This window comes from Escherichia sp. WS3227_2, from assembly GCF_046486495.1.
Taxonomy (GTDB): Bacteria; Pseudomonadota; Gammaproteobacteria; order Enterobacterales; family Enterobacteriaceae; genus Escherichia; species Escherichia coli.
On sequence record NZ_JBJQLG010000010.1, the window covers coordinates 19524 to 37300 of the forward strand.

General features: G+C 49.4%; 19 protein-coding genes, 1 pseudogene and 1 other annotated feature. Of the genes and pseudogenes, 5 read left to right on the forward strand and 15 right to left on the reverse strand.

Features of this window, described 5'->3' with window-relative positions; genetic code table 11:
• Positions 1–44 precede the first annotated feature (44 nt).
• Together kch and ACJHXB_RS15250 are read right to left on the reverse strand one after the other, a co-directional pair.
• The gene (gene kch / locus ACJHXB_RS15245; RefSeq protein WP_001306570.1) at positions 45–1298 is read right to left on the reverse strand and encodes a voltage-gated potassium channel protein; all 1254 of its coding nucleotides are present in this window, start codon (positions 1296–1298) and stop codon (positions 45–47) included.
• 300 nt (positions 1299–1598) lie between these two features.
• Positions 1599–1895, reverse strand: coding sequence for a YciI family protein (locus ACJHXB_RS15250; RefSeq protein ID WP_000967595.1), 297 nt, complete (start codon positions 1893–1895; stop codon positions 1599–1601).
• Positions 1896–2118: 223 nt separating this feature from the next.
• Between ACJHXB_RS15250 and tonB the strand changes: the two genes are divergently transcribed.
• Positions 2119–2838, forward strand: a complete 720-nt coding sequence (gene tonB, locus ACJHXB_RS15255) for a TonB system transport protein TonB (RefSeq protein WP_000171276.1) — start codon at positions 2119–2121, stop codon at positions 2836–2838.
• A 39-nt stretch (positions 2839–2877) separates the two neighbouring features.
• Here the strand turns inward: tonB and yciA are convergent, their stop codons facing one another.
• From yciA to ACJHXB_RS15275, 4 genes and pseudogenes are all read right to left on the reverse strand, one after another.
• The gene (yciA, locus tag ACJHXB_RS15260; protein ID WP_000108160.1) at positions 2878–3276 is read right to left on the reverse strand and encodes an acyl-CoA thioester hydrolase YciA; all 399 of its coding nucleotides are present in this window, start codon (positions 3274–3276) and stop codon (positions 2878–2880) included.
• Positions 3277–3380: 104 nt separating this feature from the next.
• Positions 3381–3920 (reverse strand): septation protein A, encoded by a 540-nt coding sequence (locus tag ACJHXB_RS15265; protein ID WP_000808667.1) that lies wholly within the window; start codon positions 3918–3920, stop codon positions 3381–3383.
• 29 nt (positions 3921–3949) lie between these two features.
• The gene (locus ACJHXB_RS15270; RefSeq protein WP_000028546.1) at positions 3950–4693 is read right to left on the reverse strand and encodes a YciC family protein; all 744 of its coding nucleotides are present in this window, start codon (positions 4691–4693) and stop codon (positions 3950–3952) included.
• 27 nt (positions 4694–4720) lie between these two features.
• Positions 4721–4810, reverse strand: a pseudogene (locus ACJHXB_RS15275) (YkgJ family cysteine cluster protein); the annotation flags it as partial.
• A 239-nt stretch (positions 4811–5049) separates the two neighbouring features.
• On the opposite strand from ACJHXB_RS15275, the gene ompW reads away from it, so the two are divergent.
• Positions 5050–5688 carry an outer membrane protein OmpW gene (gene ompW, locus ACJHXB_RS15280; protein WP_000737226.1) on the forward strand — a complete coding sequence of 213 codons (639 nt, stop codon included), beginning with the start codon at positions 5050–5052 and terminating at the stop codon, positions 5686–5688.
• Positions 5689–5747: 59 nt separating this feature from the next.
• Here ompW and ACJHXB_RS15285 read toward each other — a convergent pair whose 3' ends face one another.
• From ACJHXB_RS15285 to trpL, 9 genes are all read right to left on the reverse strand, one after another.
• Positions 5748–6254, reverse strand: coding sequence for a ferritin-like domain-containing protein (locus ACJHXB_RS15285; RefSeq protein WP_034173126.1), 507 nt, complete (start codon positions 6252–6254; stop codon positions 5748–5750).
• A 45-nt stretch (positions 6255–6299) separates the two neighbouring features.
• Positions 6300–6800, reverse strand: coding sequence for a ferritin-like domain-containing protein (locus ACJHXB_RS15290; protein ID WP_001056498.1), 501 nt, complete (start codon positions 6798–6800; stop codon positions 6300–6302).
• A gap of 85 nt (positions 6801–6885) precedes the next feature.
• The gene (locus tag ACJHXB_RS15295) at positions 6886–7065 is read right to left on the reverse strand and encodes a general stress protein (protein ID WP_000807651.1); all 180 of its coding nucleotides are present in this window, start codon (positions 7063–7065) and stop codon (positions 6886–6888) included.
• Between the two features lie 380 nt (positions 7066–7445).
• On the reverse strand, positions 7446–8252 hold the full coding sequence (gene trpA / locus ACJHXB_RS15300) for a tryptophan synthase subunit alpha (RefSeq protein WP_000443071.1): 807 nt from the start codon (positions 8250–8252) through the stop codon (positions 7446–7448).
• Complete coding sequence (gene trpB, locus ACJHXB_RS15305; protein WP_000209513.1) at positions 8252–9445, reverse strand: tryptophan synthase subunit beta; 1194 nt, start codon at positions 9443–9445, stop codon at positions 8252–8254. Before trpB ends, trpA begins: the two co-directional genes overlap by 1 nt.
• An 11-nt stretch (positions 9446–9456) precedes the next feature.
• The gene (gene trpCF, locus ACJHXB_RS15310) at positions 9457–10818 is read right to left on the reverse strand and encodes a bifunctional indole-3-glycerol-phosphate synthase TrpC/phosphoribosylanthranilate isomerase TrpF (protein WP_000983873.1); all 1362 of its coding nucleotides are present in this window, start codon (positions 10816–10818) and stop codon (positions 9457–9459) included.
• The gene (gene trpD, locus ACJHXB_RS15315) at positions 10819–12414 is read right to left on the reverse strand and encodes a bifunctional anthranilate synthase glutamate amidotransferase component TrpG/anthranilate phosphoribosyltransferase TrpD (protein ID WP_000763524.1); all 1596 of its coding nucleotides are present in this window, start codon (positions 12412–12414) and stop codon (positions 10819–10821) included.
• Entirely contained in the window at positions 12414–13976 is a 1563-nt protein-coding gene (gene trpE, locus ACJHXB_RS15320) for an anthranilate synthase component I (RefSeq protein WP_001194614.1), read from the reverse strand. Before trpE ends, trpD begins: the two co-directional genes overlap by 1 nt.
• A gap of 21 nt (positions 13977–13997) precedes the next feature.
• Positions 13998–14091: a sequence feature (Trp leader region), on the reverse strand.
• Positions 14068–14112, reverse strand: coding sequence for a trp operon leader peptide (gene trpL, locus ACJHXB_RS15325; RefSeq protein ID WP_001700591.1), 45 nt, complete (start codon positions 14110–14112; stop codon positions 14068–14070). It overlaps the preceding feature by 24 nt.
• Positions 14113–14249: 137 nt before the next feature.
• Here trpL and rnm point away from each other — a divergent pair, with 137 nt between their 5' ends.
• From rnm to ACJHXB_RS15340, 3 genes are read left to right on the forward strand one after another with little or no spacing between them, the layout of a single operon-like run.
• The gene (gene rnm, locus ACJHXB_RS15330) at positions 14250–15131 is read left to right on the forward strand and encodes an RNase RNM (RefSeq protein ID WP_410233509.1); all 882 of its coding nucleotides are present in this window, start codon (positions 14250–14252) and stop codon (positions 15129–15131) included.
• Complete coding sequence (locus ACJHXB_RS15335) at positions 15128–15748, forward strand: L-threonylcarbamoyladenylate synthase (RefSeq protein ID WP_001295575.1); 621 nt, start codon at positions 15128–15130, stop codon at positions 15746–15748. The genes rnm and ACJHXB_RS15335 overlap by 4 nt, the downstream gene beginning before the upstream one ends.
• 27 nt (positions 15749–15775) lie before the next feature.
• Positions 15776–17671: a DUF2207 domain-containing protein gene (locus ACJHXB_RS15340; protein ID WP_001605340.1), complete on the forward strand. Its 1896-nt coding sequence runs from the start codon at positions 15776–15778 to the stop codon at positions 17669–17671.
• Positions 17672–17777 lie beyond the last annotated feature (106 nt).

Genomic DNA, 17777 nt, shown 5'->3' on the forward strand with positions numbered 1-17777 from the left:
CACCATTGCGGTGCCCAATAAGTTTACTCTTCCGTCTTTAAAGTCTATTTTTGCGCCGATTCTTTATTGTCAGCTTTCGTTTCTTGTTCATCGTTATCGCTGAAAATACCATGACCGGAGTTCAACAACATTGAAACGAGCATATCATTATTAATCTCTTCACCATTTAAAACTCGCGCCAGAATTTCGCTGCCAAACAGTTGCGGTGAGAGAATGATATCCGGATGTACCATCTTAATCTTATTCAGGTTTTTGCTATCACTGACGGCGAGAACTGTTTTGACATCACTGCTCATATCTTTTGCCGAGAGTACAACAAACGCGTTATCTGCATCGTTATCACTCAGCGCCAGAATGGCCCGGCATCGATCGATTCCCGCTTTCTTTAATACTGAACTGTCATTACTGTCACCGGGGATAACATCAGCGTTATCGCCTAAGCGTTGCTCAAGTTGCTTGATATCATCTTCAGGCAAGTTGCTGATAACCGTTACGTTTTGTCCGCGTTGATTCAGTTGCAGGATCGTATTGATGGCGAGAATCGAATGTCCGCAAACAATAAAATGATCTTTACGATGCATTGTATGATTGTTTCCTTTTACAAGTTTGTTGAATCCCCCGCGGATAAGCGGACCAAAAATTGAGGTCATAGAGGTGGCAAAAACGGTAATGCCGGAAATAATGACCGAAATAGTGAACAATCGTGCTGATTCAGAAACAGGGACAATATCGCCATAGCCGACGGTTGACATGGTTTCTATCGAAAAATAGAACGCGGTCATCAAACTTTCTATTCGCGGATTAAAACCTTCGCTTAAATAAAGCGCACCGTAGGTGGAGTAAAACAGTAACGTCGTGAAACTAATAAATGCGAAAATTGTCCCGGCTGCGGCGCTACTGTGGGAGAAGTCTTTGCGCAGTATCAGCAAAAACACCAGCGTAAAAATGCAAAATCCAATACTAAATTTCAGCCAGGGATAAAAATGCAGGGTGTAAATTAGCGCTATCAACAACAAAATGATACTGATTGCCCATGCGAGCTTTGCCCGGAACAGTAAGCCAATGGAGTTCAGGACAAGAAAGACGCCGAGCATAAATAGTGGGGCGTTTGCCAGCAAGGAGAGATCCAACTCTGAAAATGCTTTGATATGGAAAATATCAAGCAAATTGACCGACATACCATAGATTGTTTTAAAAATAAGCAATCCATTTAAAAAGACGGCCAGCGCGAGAATGTCGTGCCGTAGGGTCACCCATAAATTTGTTGCTGTTTGTTTGAATGTAGCCCAGTGACTCACTGATACCTCTGTAACCACAATTTTGTTTAATTATCTCAACGTGCACATTTTCTGAACATACATGCGGCACGTGAATGTGTTAAACAATAGTAGATGACTTTATCCGCAGTAATCAAAGGTTTTGAGTGAGCAACTCTGCGTCAGGAAAGGGCATTTTTCCTGAATATGCTCACATCATATAAAGAAATACAGATAAAGTTATTATCTGCTTGTGGGGGTGAATGCACTGACCGACCTATAAGGAAAGGCCAAACAAGAACACGGTTGCAAAAACCGTGCCCTTAAATATTGAATCTCTATTCAGAACACTTTCTTAAATGGTTTCACTGAAACGTGTTCATAGACTCCTGCCGCTACGTACGGGTCAGCATCGGCCCAGGCCTGAGCTGCTTCCAGCGATTCAAATTCAGCAATAACGGTTGAGCCAGTAAATCCCGCAGCCCCTGGATCGTTACTGTCTACCGCTGGCATTGGACCAGCTGTCAACAAACGACCTTCATCATGCAGTAACTGTAAACGTGCTAAATGTGCCGGACGAACGGAAAGGCGTTTTTCGAGGCTATCAGCTTTGTCTTGAGCGTAAATAACATACAACACGGGCACAACTCCTTGTTCGGGAAAGTTGTAAAGTACGTTATTTGAAAGGGCGAAGATCTGCAACGGAAAGATGATGTCTTTGTTAAGACCATGCATAAAGTAAGGTCAATTACGCCAAAAATGACATTTTCACTGATCCTGATCGTCTTGCCTTATTGAATATGATTGCTATTTGCATTTAAAATCGAGACCTGGTTTTTCTACTGAAATGATTATGACTTCAATGACCCTTGATTTACCTCGCCGCTTCCCCTGGCCGACGTTACTTTCGGTCTGCATTCATGGTGCTGTTGTGGCGGGTCTGCTCTATACCTCGGTACATCAGGTTATTGAACTACCTGCGCCTGCGCAGCCAATTTCTGTCACGATGGTTGCGCCTGCGGATCTCGAACCGCCACAAGCCGTTCAGCCGCCACCGGAGCCGGTGGTAGAGCCAGAACCGGAACCTGAGCCGATCCCCGAACCGCCAAAAGAAGCACCGGTGGTCATTGAAAAGCCGAAGCCGAAACCTAAGCCAAAACCGAAGCCGGTGAAAAAGGTACAGGAGCAGCCAAAACGCGATGTCAAACCCGTAGAGTCGCGTCCGGCATCACCGTTTGAAAATACGGCACCGGCACGCCCGACATCAAGTACAGCAACGGCTGCAACCAGCAAGCCGGTTACCAGTGTGGCTTCAGGACCACGCGCATTAAGCCGTAATCAGCCGCAGTATCCGGCACGAGCACAGGCATTGCGCATTGAAGGGCAGGTTAAAGTTAAATTTGACGTCACGCCGGATGGTCGCGTGGATAACGTACAAATCCTCTCAGCCAAGCCTGCGAATATGTTTGAGCGTGAGGTGAAAAATGCGATGCGCAGATGGCGTTATGAGCCGGGTAAGCCAGGCAGTGGGATTGTGGTGAATATCCTGTTTAAAATTAACGGCACCACCGAAATTCAGTAAGCATAAAGTCAAAAGCCTCCGACCGGAGGCTTTTGACTATTACTCAACAGGTAAGGCGCGAGGTTTTCCTTCAGGATCAACCGCGACATACTTAAATAATGCTTCTGTCGCTTTATAGCGTTGCCCGATGGGTTCAGACGCGACTTTTTTCACCCACACTTCAATATTAATGCTGACCGATGTCGTCCCTTTCTGGACACAGCGTGCATAGCAGCACACCACATCGCCGACCGCAACCGGCCGTAAGAAAGTCATTCCTTCAACCCGCACGGTCACTACGCGACCGTGGGCAATTTCTTTCGCCAGAATAGCGCCGCCAATATCCATTTGTGACATTAACCAACCACCAAAGATGTCACCATTGGCATTGGTATCGGCGGGCATGGCTAAAGTACGTAAAACAAGATCGCCCTGAGGGACGTTATGTGTTGTAGACATGGTAAAACCGACTTAAAAGGAAAATCACAGGCGCGATGCTACTATGATTTTCCTGAGGAGAACAGAGGAGATACAGCGCCAGCCCCGAAGGACTGGCAGTCTGGTTAGGATTTATCTTCCTGCGGCATGTGGCGGTAGATATAGATACCGCTTAACAATGTGAAGATTAAGGTAAGGGCGGTCAGGCCAAAGACTTTAAAGTTGACCCAAATATTTTGCGGCAGCCAGAATGCGATGTAGATGTTTGCCAGACCGCAAAGGATAAAGAAAACAGCCCAGGCCAGATTCAGCTTCGACCATACCGGTTGCGGCAGCGTGAGTTCTTTACCCAGCATCCGCTGAATTAGCGGCTTTTTCATCACCCATTGGCTGACTAACAGGGCTCCCGCAAACAGAGCATAAATGACTGTAACCTTCCATTTAATAAACTCATCATTGTGGAAGAACAGCGTCAAGCCACCGAAGACGACCACCAGAACAAAAGTGATCAGGGCCATCTTCTCAACCTTACGAAAGCGAACCCAGCTATATATAAGCACAATCGCCGTGGCGACGATCAGCGCCGCAGTAGCCGCATAGATGTCATAAATCTTGTAAAACGCGAAAAAGACAACCAGCGGTAAAAAATCAAGAAACTGCTTCATTTTACGATTCCGTAATCAAATGCTTAAGGTTATTGGCGAATCAACATATACAGGCGGAACAGATAGATGAGCAGTACGGCTGAAATCAGGTTGCTCAAGGTGTTCGCCAGTACGGCACCAATTTCCGGGGTTAATGCGGCAAAAGAAGAGGCAAAAAGCAGCAACAGTGTCTTTGCCAGCAACCAGCTCAGTACTGCGGGTGCCACCAGACGCATATTCGCCCAAGTCAGCCGCATACTGCTACGCATCGAGGCAAAAACGCCCATTTTGTCCTGTACCAACATCACCGGTGCCAGAGCCAGTAAAATGGCCATGATAATTCCCGGAACGACCACCAGCATGATGCCAATCTGTACTAAAAGGGTAGTCAGAAAAATCAGAATAAATAACTTTGGCAATATCGGCGCACTGGCACCAATAGCTCGAAGCGCACTGACTCTCTGACCCGCAGACACCAGCTGGATAATTAATATTACGCCTCCGGCGAGAATGGCGTTACCGATTAATCCTGAAAAAGTGGACGCCGCTGAAGCCTGCAGCAAAATTTGTTGCTGTTCCGGTGACATATTCTGAACCAGGTCGAACAACCCACTACTGCCGCTAACGGGCACGCCGTCATTGAGCTGCGCAAGCTGTGCATCACTGGGTGAGAAAACATGCCCTAACACCACTGTGATAAACGCACATAGCAACGATACCAACAGAATGGTCATAAATTGATTACGGAAGAAATTTCCGGTGTCACGGTATACGGACTGCGCCGTGATAGACATGCACTCTCCTTGAGTTTTATGCAGGTGTTAATTAGCGGGCAATTGTACCCTGGTTAAGCCTCGGGTGGCAGCATCAGGTCTTGTATGGAAAAGCATATCTTTGTAAAGCGGAGGTAATTGCTGGCCTTCAGGCGTGGGCAAACCGCTGCAAGTGGCGAGCGAGTTAATATTTGCGTAGCGAAAATATTTAAAAATTGATTTAAATCACATTAACCAGGATTTTCAATGCAACTTCTAAATTAATCCAGATCAATAAAGGGTGAATTATCATATGTAATGTGATCTATGTAGGATCATTTGTTACTCCAATGTAGGTATATTCGTCACGTTTTTATAACCATAACGACGGAGCGGATATGAAAAAGTTAACAGTGGCGGCTTTGGCAGTAACAACTCTTCTCTCTGGCAGTGCCTTTGCGCATGAAGCAGGCGAATTTTTTATGCGTGCAGGTTCTGCAACCGTACGTCCAACAGAAGGTGCTGGTGGTACGTTAGGAAGTCTGGGTGGATTCAGCGTGACCAATAACACTCAACTGGGCCTGACGTTTACTTATATGGCGACCGACAACATTGGTGTGGAATTACTGGCAGCGACGCCGTTCCGCCATAAAATCGGCACCAGGGCGACCGGCGATATTGCAACCGTTCATCATCTGCCGCCAACACTGATGGCGCAGTGGTATTTTGGTGATGCCAGCAGCAAATTCCGTCCTTATGTTGGGGCAGGCATCAACTACACCACCTTCTTTGATAATGGATTTAACGATCATGGCAAAGAGGCGGGGCTTTCCGATCTCAGTCTGAAAGATTCCTGGGGAGCTGCCGGGCAGGTGGGGGTTGATTATCTGATTAACCGTGACTGGTTGGTTAACATGTCAGTGTGGTACATGGATATCGATACCACCGCCAATTATAAACTGGGCGGTGCACAGCAACACGATAGCGTACGCCTCGATCCGTGGGTGTTTATGTTCTCAGCAGGATATCGTTTTTAATTCCGCACAAAAACGACCCCGTAATATACGGGGTCAATAAGGACATGGCATAAAGGGTATTATTTCTTCGCTTCTACGCCATCAGTTTCAGAGCGAATTAAAAATTTCTCAGTTGTTTGCGGAATATGCTGAATCAGCCAGTCGGCCATTTCTTTTTCCTCATTTAAAATCGCTTCGATGGTTGGAATTGAAGCTGTATCACCGGCATTTTTTGCTGCTGCTAATAGTGAGGTGTAACAGGCGATTTCAAATTTCTCGAAGACATATCCGCTAATAGAGCCTTTGACTATTTCATCAGAAGGGAATATACCACCGATTGACTGCCCAAGCGCAGCCATTTTACTCATGGAATCTTTAATGACTGAACGTGAAATGTCATTACGATCAAGAATAGTTTCCAGTTGAACAATCTGGTTTTTGGTTTCACTAAGATGTTGTTCAATACGAGCGCGTAGTTCAGGATAATTATCTATACGACTAGCCATGGATTCAAGCATAGATTCGGCTTGCTTTTCCATTGCGTGGGCGTCACGTAACCAGTCATGATAATGTTCAATACGATTCATGAAAATGTCCTCTTTATAAAATGACTAAAAGTTAAAGTTCATATTTCAGGCTTTATTTTCGGCTTTCTTATTTACGTTATTAAGTGCCAGATCAGTCAGTTTGATGTCGGTGGCCTTTTCTTCTTCAAGAGTTTCTTTCAGAAGTTTCGCTGCTTTACGGTAACCTAATTGTTCAGCCAGCGTCGCTAAGATCCCGTAACTGGCGATCTCATAGTGCTCGACTTTCTGTGCAGCGGCAATCAGTGCGGCATCACGTACTTCGTTTTTCAAGGTACTTTCGATGACCTCATTAGCTTCTTCAATGAGACCTTCCATTGCCACACATTTCATGCGCTTAATTTTCAGATTCGATTCAGATTCCACAACTTGATCAATACGTTCAATCTGTCCATGTGTTTCCTCGAGGTGCGCATGAAAAGCCTGACTTAATTTTTCGTTTGATGTTGCTCTTGCGAGTTTTGCCAGTGCCCGGGTTAATTGTTTTTCTGCGCTGTAGGTATCTGAAAGCAGGTGAATAAAGACATCTTCAATGGTCTTCATATTCATATTTTTCTCCAGTGAAATCACTGCGAGCCATACGGCCCGCAGATGCAATTATCTTTATCAACTGATATTAATAATTAACGGTGAATCAGGATTTTCCTGATTTATTACCACCGCTTTGTTGACCGCCTTTTTTACCCGCTTCAGATGCGCGTTGCGGATCATTTTTAAAATTACCGCCGCTATGCTGACCGCCTTTACGGCCAGCGTCGGATGCCTTTTCACGGTCTTCGGCGAAATTTCCTGAACCACCACGATGTTCGGCCATGTTATTTCTCCCGTTGCGTTGCATTGTTTCATTAATATGAGTGTTGTGTGTCGACACTCATTAAAATTAGTCGCTAATGAAAATTAGTCAAATTAAGCGCAACGAGAAGAAAGAGGGAAAATATATTATGAGGAACATTCTGGATATATTAACAATTGCCTGAGGAATAAGTGACTTAGAGAAAATTATTGATTTTACTGGTGTTATGTTGCGGGATTAATTTGTTTGATTATATTACTGTTGGGCGGAAAAAAGACGTAAGTTGACTTTCGACAGGGGTAAGCGAAACGGTAAAAAGATAAATAATAAATGAATTTAGGATTTTTCCAGCTTCGTTAAAGAAAGTTAAAATGCCGCCAGCGGAACTGGCGGCTGTGGGATTAACTGCGCGTCGCCGCTTTCATCGGTTGTACAAAAGCTTTCAGTGCCGCCAGCATTTTCTCTGGCTCATTAATATGTTGCTCGATGATTTTAACGATGGCCGAACCAGAAATCGCGCCCGCAGCTCCTGCATCAATCGCTGCTTTTACCTGATCCGGGGCGGAAATACCAAAGCCCTGCAATGGAGGCGCAGCATTGTATTCTTTCAGCTTCGTGACCAGATGATTGAGGGGTAACGCGGCGCGGTTTTCTGCGCCGGTCACGCCCGCACGTGACAATAAATAGGTGTATCCACGACCGTAGGAGGCTATCTGGCGCAGCAAATCATCGTCGGCATTCGGCGGGCAAATAAAGATAGGTGCGACATTATGACGCAACGCGGCCTGGCGGAAGGGAGCGGACTCTTCCACTGGCACATCGGCAACCAGCACCGAATCGACGCCGACTTTCTCGCACTGGGCATAAAACTCATCAATGCCTTTGTTAAACACCAGGTTGGCATACATCAAAAGGCCGATGGGAATGGTCGGGTGCTTCTGGCGAATCAGTGCCAGCATCTCAAAGCACTGTGCCGGGGTCACACCTGCCGCAAAGGCACGCAGTGTGGCGTTTTGAATCGTCGGGCCATCCGCCAGTGGGTCGGAGAAGGGGATACCTAACTCCAGCGCGTCAGCACCGGCTTCAATTAGCGTGTCGATAATTTTCAGCGACTGCTCAATGCCCGGATCACCGAGCGTGACGAAAGGAACGAATGCGCCTTCTTTGCGCTCCTTCAACTGGGCAAACAGAGATTCGTAGCGTTCCATCAGATTTCCCCTCGTGCTTTCAAAATATCGTGAACGGTGAAGATGTCTTTATCGCCGCGACCGGAAAGGTTAACCACCAGTAGCTGCTCTTTTTCCGGGTTTTCGCGCATCATTTTCAGCGCATGGGCCAGGGCGTGGGAGGATTCTAGCGCCGGGATGATCCCTTCGTGCAGGCACAGCGTTTTGAAGGCTTCCAGTGCTTCATCATCGGTAATTGACACGTAATCAGCGCGTCCAGTGCTGTTAAGATACGCGTGTTGTGGGCCGACAGACGGGAAATCCAGTCCGGCGGAGATGGAGTAAGATTCTTCAATCTGTCCATCTTCGGTTTGCATCATCGGCGCTTTCATACCGAAATAGATGCCCACGCGACCGTGTTTTAACGGTGCGCCGTGCTCGCCAGTTTCGATACCGTGACCGCCTGGTTCGACACCAATCAGGCCGACGTCGGTTTCGTTGATAAAATCAGCAAACATGCCGATGGCATTCGAACCGCCGCCAACACAGGCGATAACCGCATCCGGCAGGCGACCTTCTCTTTCCAGAATCTGCGCTTTCGTTTCTTCGCCAATCATTCGCTGAAACTCACGCACAATGGTCGGGTAAGGATGCGGGCCAGCCGCGGTGCCCAGCATATAGTGAGCGGTTTCATAACTGCCGGACCAGTCGCGTAGCGCCTCATTACAGGCATCTTTCAGCGTCGCGGAACCGCTATGCACCGGGATCACTTCCGCACCCATTAAGCGCATACGAAAAACGTTAGGCGACTGGCGCTCGACGTCTTTGGCACCCATATAAATGCGACATTTCAGGCCGAGCAGGGCGCTGGCAAGGGCCGACGCCACGCCATGCTGACCGGCACCGGTTTCGGCGATGATTTCGGTTTTACCCATCCGCTTCGCCAGTAAAGCCTGACCGAGCACCTGGTTAGTTTTATGCGCGCCGCCGTGCAGCAAATCTTCGCGCTTGAGATACAGCGTGGTGTTAGTGCCAGCCGTGATGTTCTGGCATTTGGTGAGTGCGGTTGGACGCCCGGCATAGTTTTTCAGCAGGTCGTTGAACTGGGCCTGAAATTCAGGATCTTTTTGCGCGCTGACAAAAGCTTCTTCCAGCTGGCGCAGAGCAGGCATCAGGATTTGTGGCACGTACATGCCGCCAAACTCACCAAAATACGGGTTAAGTAATGTTGTCATTGTTCCTTTCCTTAATATGCGCGCAGCGTCTGGAAAACCGAGGCCAAAAGACGTGCGTCTTTGATGCCCGGTTGCGACTCTACAGCAGAATTAAAATCAAGTCCGGCGCAGCCGGTTTGTGCCGCTTCCACGCAGTTATCTGCGCCTAAGCCCCCCGCCAGCAGAACGTTGCCAAGCGATTGGCCGTTTAACAGTGACCAGTCGAAACGTTGACCGCTTCCACCCTGGCCGTTGTCTAAAACATATTTATCAACGTGCTGAAGCTCGCGGGCGGGCAGGGTTTCACCGACGCTTAATGCTTTCCAGATGGCAACGTGTGCTGGCAGAGCTTCACGCAGCGTATCGATATACAGCTGATCTTCATTACCATGCAGTTGCACTGCCGCCAGCGATAACACCTTAGCTTTGTCCACCACATCGGCAATATCGTGATTGCGGAACACGCCAACATACTGCAACGGTGCCGCAGCCATCACTTCCTGCGCCTGTTCAACGTTGACGCAACGCGGTGATGTCGCAACAAAAATCAACCCACCGTAAATCGCGCCCGCGTCATAAGCTGCTTTAGCATCTTGCCCACGCGTCAGGCCACATACTTTATTCTCACCCAGCAACACCCGGCGCACGGCGGCGTTCAAATCGTCATGGGCCATCAACGCCGAACCAATCAGAAAACCGTTAGCGAAGTGGCTTAACTCGCGCACCTGAGCGTAAGTATTGATGCCGGATTCGCTGATTACCGTCACGTTGTGCCCCAGTTTCGGCGCAAGCTCGCGGGTACGGTTGAGATCAATCGACAAATCGCGCAGGTCGCGGTTGTTAATGCCAACGACCTTTGCCCCCAATGCAATGGCGCGCTCCAGTTCCTCTTCATTACTGACTTCGGTCAGCACACCCATCTCCAGACTGTGGGCGACGGCGGCAAGCTGGCGATATTGTTCATCGTCCAGCACCGACAGCATTAATAAGCAGGCATCGGCCTGGTAATAGCGCGCCAGATAGATCTGGTAAGGGTCGATAATAAAGTCTTTACATAAAATCGGCTGGGGGGCGATTTGGCTGACGATGGGGAGGAAATCAAAGCTCCCCTGGAAATATTTCTCATCGGTCAGCACCGAAATTGCCGAAGCATAATTTCTGTAAACGGTTGCAATGCGTGCCGGATCAAAATCATCGCGGATCACGCCTTTTGACGGTGACGCTTTTTTACACTCCAGAATAAACGCCGTGCGTGCACCCTGTAGCGCATCATAAAAATGTCGCGTGCTCGGCTGAACCTCATTCTGAAAACTGGCCAGCGGTTGCTGCTGTTTGCGGGCTTCTACCCAAATCGCCTTGTCTGCGACGATTTTCGCTAAAACGGTTTGCATCATTTACCCTCGTGCCGCCAGTGCGGTGACTCTGTCGTAAGCGGAACCACTACGCAGTACCTCAAGAACGGTTTGCGCATTGGCTTGCAGATCTTCATGGCCATGCAGGCGCATTAACATGGCGACGTTCGCCGCGACGGCTGCTTCATGGGCGGCGTCGCCTTTACCTTGTAACAAGCGTGTTAAAATGTCACGGTTTTCTTCCGGTGTTCCGCCTGCCAGTTGCTCCTGGTGGTAGGGTGTCAGGCCAAAATCTTCAGCGGTCAATTGATAGCTCTTAATTTCGCCGTCATGCAGTTCGGCAACGATTGTCGGCGCGTGTAATGAAACTTCATCCATCCCGCCGCTGTGCACCACCGCCGCGCGTTGATACCCCAGCACGCGCAAAGTTTCGGCAATCGGCAGCACCAGTTCCGGGCTGTAGACACCAATTAATGCCAGTGGCGGATGTGCCGGGTTAATCAATGGCCCCAACACGTTGAACAGGGTGCGGGTTTTCAGTTGCTGGCGAACCGGCATCGCGTGGCGGAATCCGGTGTGATATTTCGGCGCAAAGAGGAAACAGACGCCTAACTCATCCAGCGCCTGGCGCGATTTATCGGCGTTCATATCAAGATTAATACCGAATGCCGCCAGCAGATCCGACGAACCGGATTTACTGGAGACGCTACGGTTGCCGTGTTTCGCCACTTTCAGCCCACAGGCCGCGGCGACAAACGCACTGGCGGTAGAAATATTGATACTGTTACTGCCGTCACCACCGGTACCGACGATATCGGCAAACAGATAATCAGGGCGCGGGAACGGCGCAGCATTTTCCAGAAGGGCAGTTGCTGCCCCGGCGATTTCGTTCGGGTGCTCGCCACGAATTTTCATGCTTACCAGAGCCGCCGCGAGCTGTTCTGGCTTCAGCTCGCCACGCACCACCGCTGAAAACAGCTGGTGGCTTTCTTGCTGGCTAAGCGTCTGCGCCTGATACAGTTTTTCCAGAATCGGTTGCAGCGTGTTAGTCGGTTCCAGTTTCTGCTGCGCCCAGGCCAATGTTTGTTCCAGCAGGCGAGCGCCCTGGGTAGTAAGAATGGATTCCGGATGGAACTGGAATCCACAAACGCGATCTGCATCGTGACGCACCGCCATCACCATGCCATTAAAATGGGCGTTGATGGTTAAACCGGCCGGAATGTTACTGCCAACCAGCGAGTGATAACGCGCCACTGGCAGCGGGTTTGTTAATCCGGCAAACATCGCCTGACCGTCATGTTCAATGCTGGAGGCTTTACCGTGAAGAATTTCGCCCGCCTGACCGACATACCCCCCATAAGCTTCGACAATCGCCTGATGACCGAGGCAAATGCCAATAATTGGCAGCTTGCCGCGCAGGCGGGTGAGGAGTTCTGGCATACAACCGGCTTCGCTTGGCACACCGGGGCCAGGAGAAAGCATCAGCACCGGATTGCTCATTGTCGCCAGGCGTTCAATTAAGGTCTGCGCCGGAATATGGTTGCGGTAAATCACCACGTTATGCCCATTGCTGCGCAACTGATCTGCCAGGTTGTAAGTAAAAGAGTCGATATTATCGAGCAGCAGAATGTCAGCCATCAGAAAGTCTCCTGTGCATGATGCGCGGTGGCAATAGCGCGCAGTACAGCGCGGGCTTTATTACGGGTTTCGTCGGCTTCCGACTGCGGAACAGAATCAAGTACCACGCCAGCACCGGCTTGCACGGTGGCGATACCGTTTTCCACCAGTGCCGAGCGGATCACAATGCAGGTGTCGAGATCGCCATGCGCGGTGAAATAACCTACCGCGCCGCCGTAGCTGCCGCGGCGACGACCTTCCGCCTCGGCAATTAACTGCATAGCGCGTACTTTCGGTGCACCGCTTAACGTCCCCATATTCATACAGGCGCGGTAAGCGTGCAGGGCGTCGAGATCGTGGCGCAGCTCACCGACCACGCGGGAGACCAGGTGCATCACGTAAGAGTAACGGTCAACTTTGGTGAGATCGGCGACGTAGCGGCTGCCGGGGGTGCAAATGCGTGCCAGATCATTACGGGCGAGATCCACCAGCATCAGATGTTCAGAAAGCTCTTTATGATCGGTACGCATTTCCAGTTCGATGCGGCTGTCGAGGTCTCTGTCCAGTGAACCATCGGCACGACGACCGCGTGGACGTGTTCCGGCAATGGGGTAGATCTCAATCTGGCGGCTGGTGGCGTCATACTTGAGCGAACTTTCCGGCGACGCGCCAAACAGGGTGAAATCATTATCCTGCATAAAAAACATGTACGGGCTGGGATTACTCTTTTTCAGCACGTAATAGGCCGCCAGCGGTGACGGGCAGGGCAGAGAGAAACGGCGAGATGGTACGACCTGGAAAATTTCTCCGGCGCGAATCGCTTTTTGCAACAAACGCACTACGCCACCGAACTCTTCATCGCTCTGGTTACATTCACAACGCATATGCGGCACGGAAACCACCGGCAGCGGTGGCGCGGTTTCAGTCAGTTGCTGGCGAAGATCGTTCAGGCGAGCAGTGAGACGTTGTTTTTCTTCTTCATTCGGAGCAAAAAGACTGGCCTGAATGCGGGTGCTTTTTTTCTGATGGTCAATCACCATCAGCGTTTCAGCGAGATAAAAACAGAAATCAGGACAGTTATTTTCCGCTGCCAGTTGTGGTAAATCTTCAAATCCCGCCACAAGGTCATAAGAGAACAGGCCGCCGAAGAACATTGCTTCTCGCTCTTCCCTCGGTACATTCAACAGATTCTGCAATAAGCGGAAAGCGTCAAAAACCGAAAGGGAGCATAAGCGGGCGTCTTCATCCAGCAGTGGACTGACAGGGGGGAAGCGCAGCACACGGCAGTTTGGTGATTGTTCACTTTCCACACCCGCAGGCAGGGCGTTATCCAGTAGTGCCAGCAGGGCTTCGCCATTGCCGGAAAGTGCCTGAATTGTGACAGTGTCACCTAATGCTGTAATGCGCAGCGCACTGTCTATCAGCAGCAGACTTTTTAAATCATCTTTGCTGTCGATATCTGCGGATTCCAGCAGCAGCGTTGCTGGACGATGCCCACACAACTGGTGAAAAAGCGCAGTCGGGTTGTCGCGATAAGCGCCTTCGCAGGTTAGCAGTTCGAGAGTCGGTTTTTGTGTTTGCATTGTTATTCTCTAATTTTGTTCAAAAAAAAGCCCGCTCATTAGGCGGGCTGGGTATCTGATTGCTTTACGCATGGTGAATACACTGCCCGTTTCAGGAAGTGCGCCACCAACCTTTCAGTACGAAAATTGCTTTCATTGTCGATACCCTTTTTACGTGAACTTGCGTACTAGTTAACTAGTTCGATGATTAATTGTCAACAGCTCATTTCAGAATATTTGCCAGAACCGTTATGATGTCGGCGCAAAAAACATTATCCAGAACGGGAGTGCGCCTTGAGCGACACGAATTACGCAGTGATTTACGACCTGCACAGCCATACCACAGCTTCCGATGGCTGCCTGACGCCAGAAGCATTGGTGCACCGTGCAGTCGAGATGCACGTCGGCACCCTGGCGATCACCGACCATGACACCACAGCTGCAATCTCACCAGCAAGAGAGGAAATTTCACGTTCGGGACTGGCGCTGAATCTTATTCCCGGCGTGGAAATCTCCACGGTCTGGGAAAATCATGAAATTCATATTGTCGGGCTGAATATTGATATTACTCATCCGCTAATGTGTGAGTTCCTCGCGCAGCAGACAGAACGGCGCAATCAGCGGGCGCAGCTGATTGCCGAAAGACTTGAAAAAGCGCAAATACCTGGGGCACTGGAAGGCGCGCAACGACTGGCGCAGGGCGGTGCGGTGACGCGCGGTCATTTTGCGCGTTTCCTTGTGGAGTGCGGCAAAGCCAGTTCAATGGCGGATGTCTTTAAAAAATATCTGGCGCGCGGGAAAACCGGATACGTTCCGCCACAGTGGTGTACAATAGAACAAGCTATTGATGTCATTCATCATTCTGGCGGTAAGGCGGTGCTAGCTCATCCTGGGCGGTACAATCTTAGTGCTAAATGGCTGAAAAGATTGGTTGCGCATTTTGCCGAACACCACGGCGACGCGATGGAAGTCGCGCAGTGCCAGCAATCGCCCAATGAACGCACCCAGCTGGCGACACTTGCGCGTCAGCATCATTTATGGGCATCACAAGGATCTGATTTTCATCAGCCATGCCCGTGGATCGAACTGGGTCGTAAACTCTGGCTGCCCGCAGGCGTTGAAGGCGTCTGGCAGCTATGGGAACAGCCGCAGAACACCACAGAGAGGGAATTATGAGCCAGTTTTTTTATATTCATCCTGATAATCCGCAGCAACGTCTGATCAACCAGGCGGTGGAGATCGTGCGTAAAGGCGGGGTGATTGTTTATCCAACCGATTCCGGCTATGCGCTCGGCTGTAAAATTGAAGATAAAAACGCCATGGAGCGTATTTGTCGAATTCGCCAGCTGCCGGACGGTCACAACTTTACCCTGATGTGTCGCGATCTTTCTGAACTCTCGACCTATTCATTTGTCGATAACGTTGCGTTTCGTTTAATGAAAAACAACACGCCGGGCAACTATACCTTCATCCTGAAGGGGACGAAGGAAGTGCCACGCCGTCTGTTGCAGGAAAAACGCAAAACCATCGGTATGCGTGTGCCTTCTAACCCGATTGCGCAGGCGCTGCTTGAAGCATTGGGCGAACCGATGCTTTCCACATCACTGATGCTGCCAGGTAGCGAATTTACCGAATCCGATCCGGAAGAAATTAAAGACCGTCTGGAAAAACAGGTGGACTTGATTATTCACGGCGGCTATCTCGGGCAGAAACCAACAACGGTTATTGATCTTACTGATGATACGCCGGTCGTGGTGCGTGAAGGCGTAGGTGATGTGAAGCCTTTCTTATAACAAATTGCGTTCCACGGATGGAAGACTATGGCAGGGAAGTTTCGCTGCATTTTGCTGTTGATAGCAGGGCTGTTTGTATCATCTCTAAGTTATGCAGAAAACACGGAGATCCCTTCTTATGAAGAAGGGATCTCGCTCTTTGATGTTGAAGCCACCCTGCAACTGGATGGGGTGCTCGACATCAAAGAGAACATTCATTTTCAGGCGCGAAATCAGCAGATTAAGCACGGATTTTATCGTGATTTACCACGACTATGGATGCAGCCTGATGGTGACGCTGCACTGCTGAACTATCATATTGTTGGCGTCACCCGTGATGGTGTTCCTGAACCCTGGCATCTTGACTGGCATATCGGTTTAATGAGTATTGTCGTGGGCGATAAACAACGTTTCTTGCCTCAAGGTGACTATCATTATCAAATTCATTATCAGGTTAAAAATGCTTTCCTGCGTGAGGGAGATTCTGATCTGTTAATCTGGAACGTGACCGGTAACAAGTGGCCGTTTGAAATTTATAAGACCCGATTTTCTCTCCAGATCTCTAATATTGCGGGTAATCCATTTAGCGAAATTGATCTCTTTACCGGAGAAGAGGGCGACACATATCGAAATGGCCGCATCCTTGAGGACGGAAGAATTGAATCCCGCGATCCGTTTTATCGTGAAGACTTCACGGTCCTCTATCGCTGGCCTCACGCTTTACTTAGCAATGCCCCGGCTCTACAAACGACGAATATTTTCAGCCATCTTCTTTTACCCTCCACGTCATCGTTGTTAATTTGGTTTCCGTGTCTGCTCATGGTTTGTGGATGGTTATATCTCTGGAAGCGCAGGCCGCAATTTACGCCGGTAGATGTGATTGAAACCGATGTCATTCCGCCAGATTACACGCCCGGCATGTTACGTCTCGATGCGAAGCTGGTTTACGACGATAAAGGTTTTTGTGCCGATATCGTAAATCTGATTGTGAAAGGCAAAATTCATCTGGAAGATCAGTATGACAAGAACCAGCAAATCCTGATTCGTGTTAATGAAGGCGCGACCAGAAATAATGCGGTATTACTGCCCGCAGAGCAGTTATTACTGGAAGCGTTATTTCGTAAAGGCGATAAGGTCGTTCTTACGGGGAGACGCAACAGAGTGTTACGCAGGGCATTTTTACGGATGCAGAAATTTTATCTGCCGCGTAAAAAGTCTTCGTTTTACCGACCTGATGCGTTTTTGCAATGGGGCGGAATGGCAATATTGGCGGTCATTCTCTACGGTAACCTGAGTCCCGTAGGCTGGGCAGGAATGAGTCTGGTGGGCGATATGTTTATTATGATCTGCTGGTTTCTTCCTTTTTTATTTTGTTCCCTTGAGCTTTTATTTGCCCGCGATGATGACAAGCCTTGCGTTAATCGTGTAATCATCACTTTGTTTTTACCGCTGATTTGTTCAGGCGTGGCCTTTTATTCTCTCTATATCAATGTCGGAGATGTATTCTTTTACTGGTATATGCCAGCGGGTTATTTTAGCGCTGTTTTCCTGACCGGTTATCTCACTGGCATGGGGTATATTTTTCTGCCAAAGTTTACCCAAACTGGGCAGCAACGTTATGCCCACGGTGAAGCTATCGTTAACTATCTTGCGCGTAAAGAGGCGGCAACACACAGTGGGCGGCGGCGGAAAGGGGAAACACGGAAACTGGATTACGCGTTGTTAGGTTGGGCGGTCTCGGCAAACCTTGGCAGAGAATGGGCAGCACGTATCACCCCATCACTCACAGCGGCTGTTAGCGCCCCGGAAATTGCCCGTAGTGGTGTTTTATTCTCATTGCAGACGCACCTGAGTTGCGGGGCCTATACCAGTTTGTTGGGGCGGAGCTATTCCGGTGGTGGTGCTGGCGGCGGTGCGGGTGGCGGAGGCGGTGGTGGTTGGTAACCAAATCGACGTTAATCGAAACAAGCTTTAACCATAAAGATAGTGTAGTATGTTGCGCCTCAAAGCCAGGCCGATAAACGTCGAGTCGTTTACTTAAGGCCTGAAG

What these genes read in the sequence shown, in the direction of transcription:
- tonB (WP_000171276.1), top strand. Translation starts at nt 2,119, where the DNA reads ATGACCCTTGATTTACCTCGCCGCTTCCCCTGGCCGACGTTACTTTCG.
- yciA (WP_000108160.1), bottom strand. Translation starts at nt 3,276, where the DNA reads ATGTCTACAACACATAACGTCCCTCAGGGCGATCTTGTTTTACGTACT.
- ACJHXB_RS15265 (WP_000808667.1), bottom strand. Translation starts at nt 3,920, where the DNA reads ATGAAGCAGTTTCTTGATTTTTTACCGCTGGTTGTCTTTTTCGCGTTT.
- ACJHXB_RS15270 (WP_000028546.1), bottom strand. Translation starts at nt 4,693, where the DNA reads ATGTCTATCACGGCGCAGTCCGTATACCGTGACACCGGAAATTTCTTC.
- ompW (WP_000737226.1), top strand. Translation starts at nt 5,050, where the DNA reads ATGAAAAAGTTAACAGTGGCGGCTTTGGCAGTAACAACTCTTCTCTCT.
- ACJHXB_RS15285 (WP_034173126.1), bottom strand. Translation starts at nt 6,254, where the DNA reads ATGAATCGTATTGAACATTATCATGACTGGTTACGTGACGCCCACGCA.
- ACJHXB_RS15290 (WP_001056498.1), bottom strand. Translation starts at nt 6,800, where the DNA reads ATGAATATGAAGACCATTGAAGATGTCTTTATTCACCTGCTTTCAGAT.
- ACJHXB_RS15295 (WP_000807651.1), bottom strand. Translation starts at nt 7,065, where the DNA reads ATGGCCGAACATCGTGGTGGTTCAGGAAATTTCGCCGAAGACCGTGAA.
- trpA (WP_000443071.1), bottom strand. Translation starts at nt 8,252, where the DNA reads ATGGAACGCTACGAATCTCTGTTTGCCCAGTTGAAGGAGCGCAAAGAA.
- trpB (WP_000209513.1), bottom strand. Translation starts at nt 9,445, where the DNA reads ATGACAACATTACTTAACCCGTATTTTGGTGAGTTTGGCGGCATGTAC.
- trpCF (WP_000983873.1), bottom strand. Translation starts at nt 10,818, where the DNA reads ATGATGCAAACCGTTTTAGCGAAAATCGTCGCAGACAAGGCGATTTGG.
- trpD (WP_000763524.1), bottom strand. Translation starts at nt 12,414, where the DNA reads ATGGCTGACATTCTGCTGCTCGATAATATCGACTCTTTTACTTACAAC.
- trpE (WP_001194614.1), bottom strand. Translation starts at nt 13,976, where the DNA reads ATGCAAACACAAAAACCGACTCTCGAACTGCTAACCTGCGAAGGCGCT.
- ACJHXB_RS15335 (WP_001295575.1), top strand. Translation starts at nt 15,128, where the DNA reads ATGAGCCAGTTTTTTTATATTCATCCTGATAATCCGCAGCAACGTCTG.
- ACJHXB_RS15340 (WP_001605340.1), top strand. Translation starts at nt 15,776, where the DNA reads ATGGCAGGGAAGTTTCGCTGCATTTTGCTGTTGATAGCAGGGCTGTTT.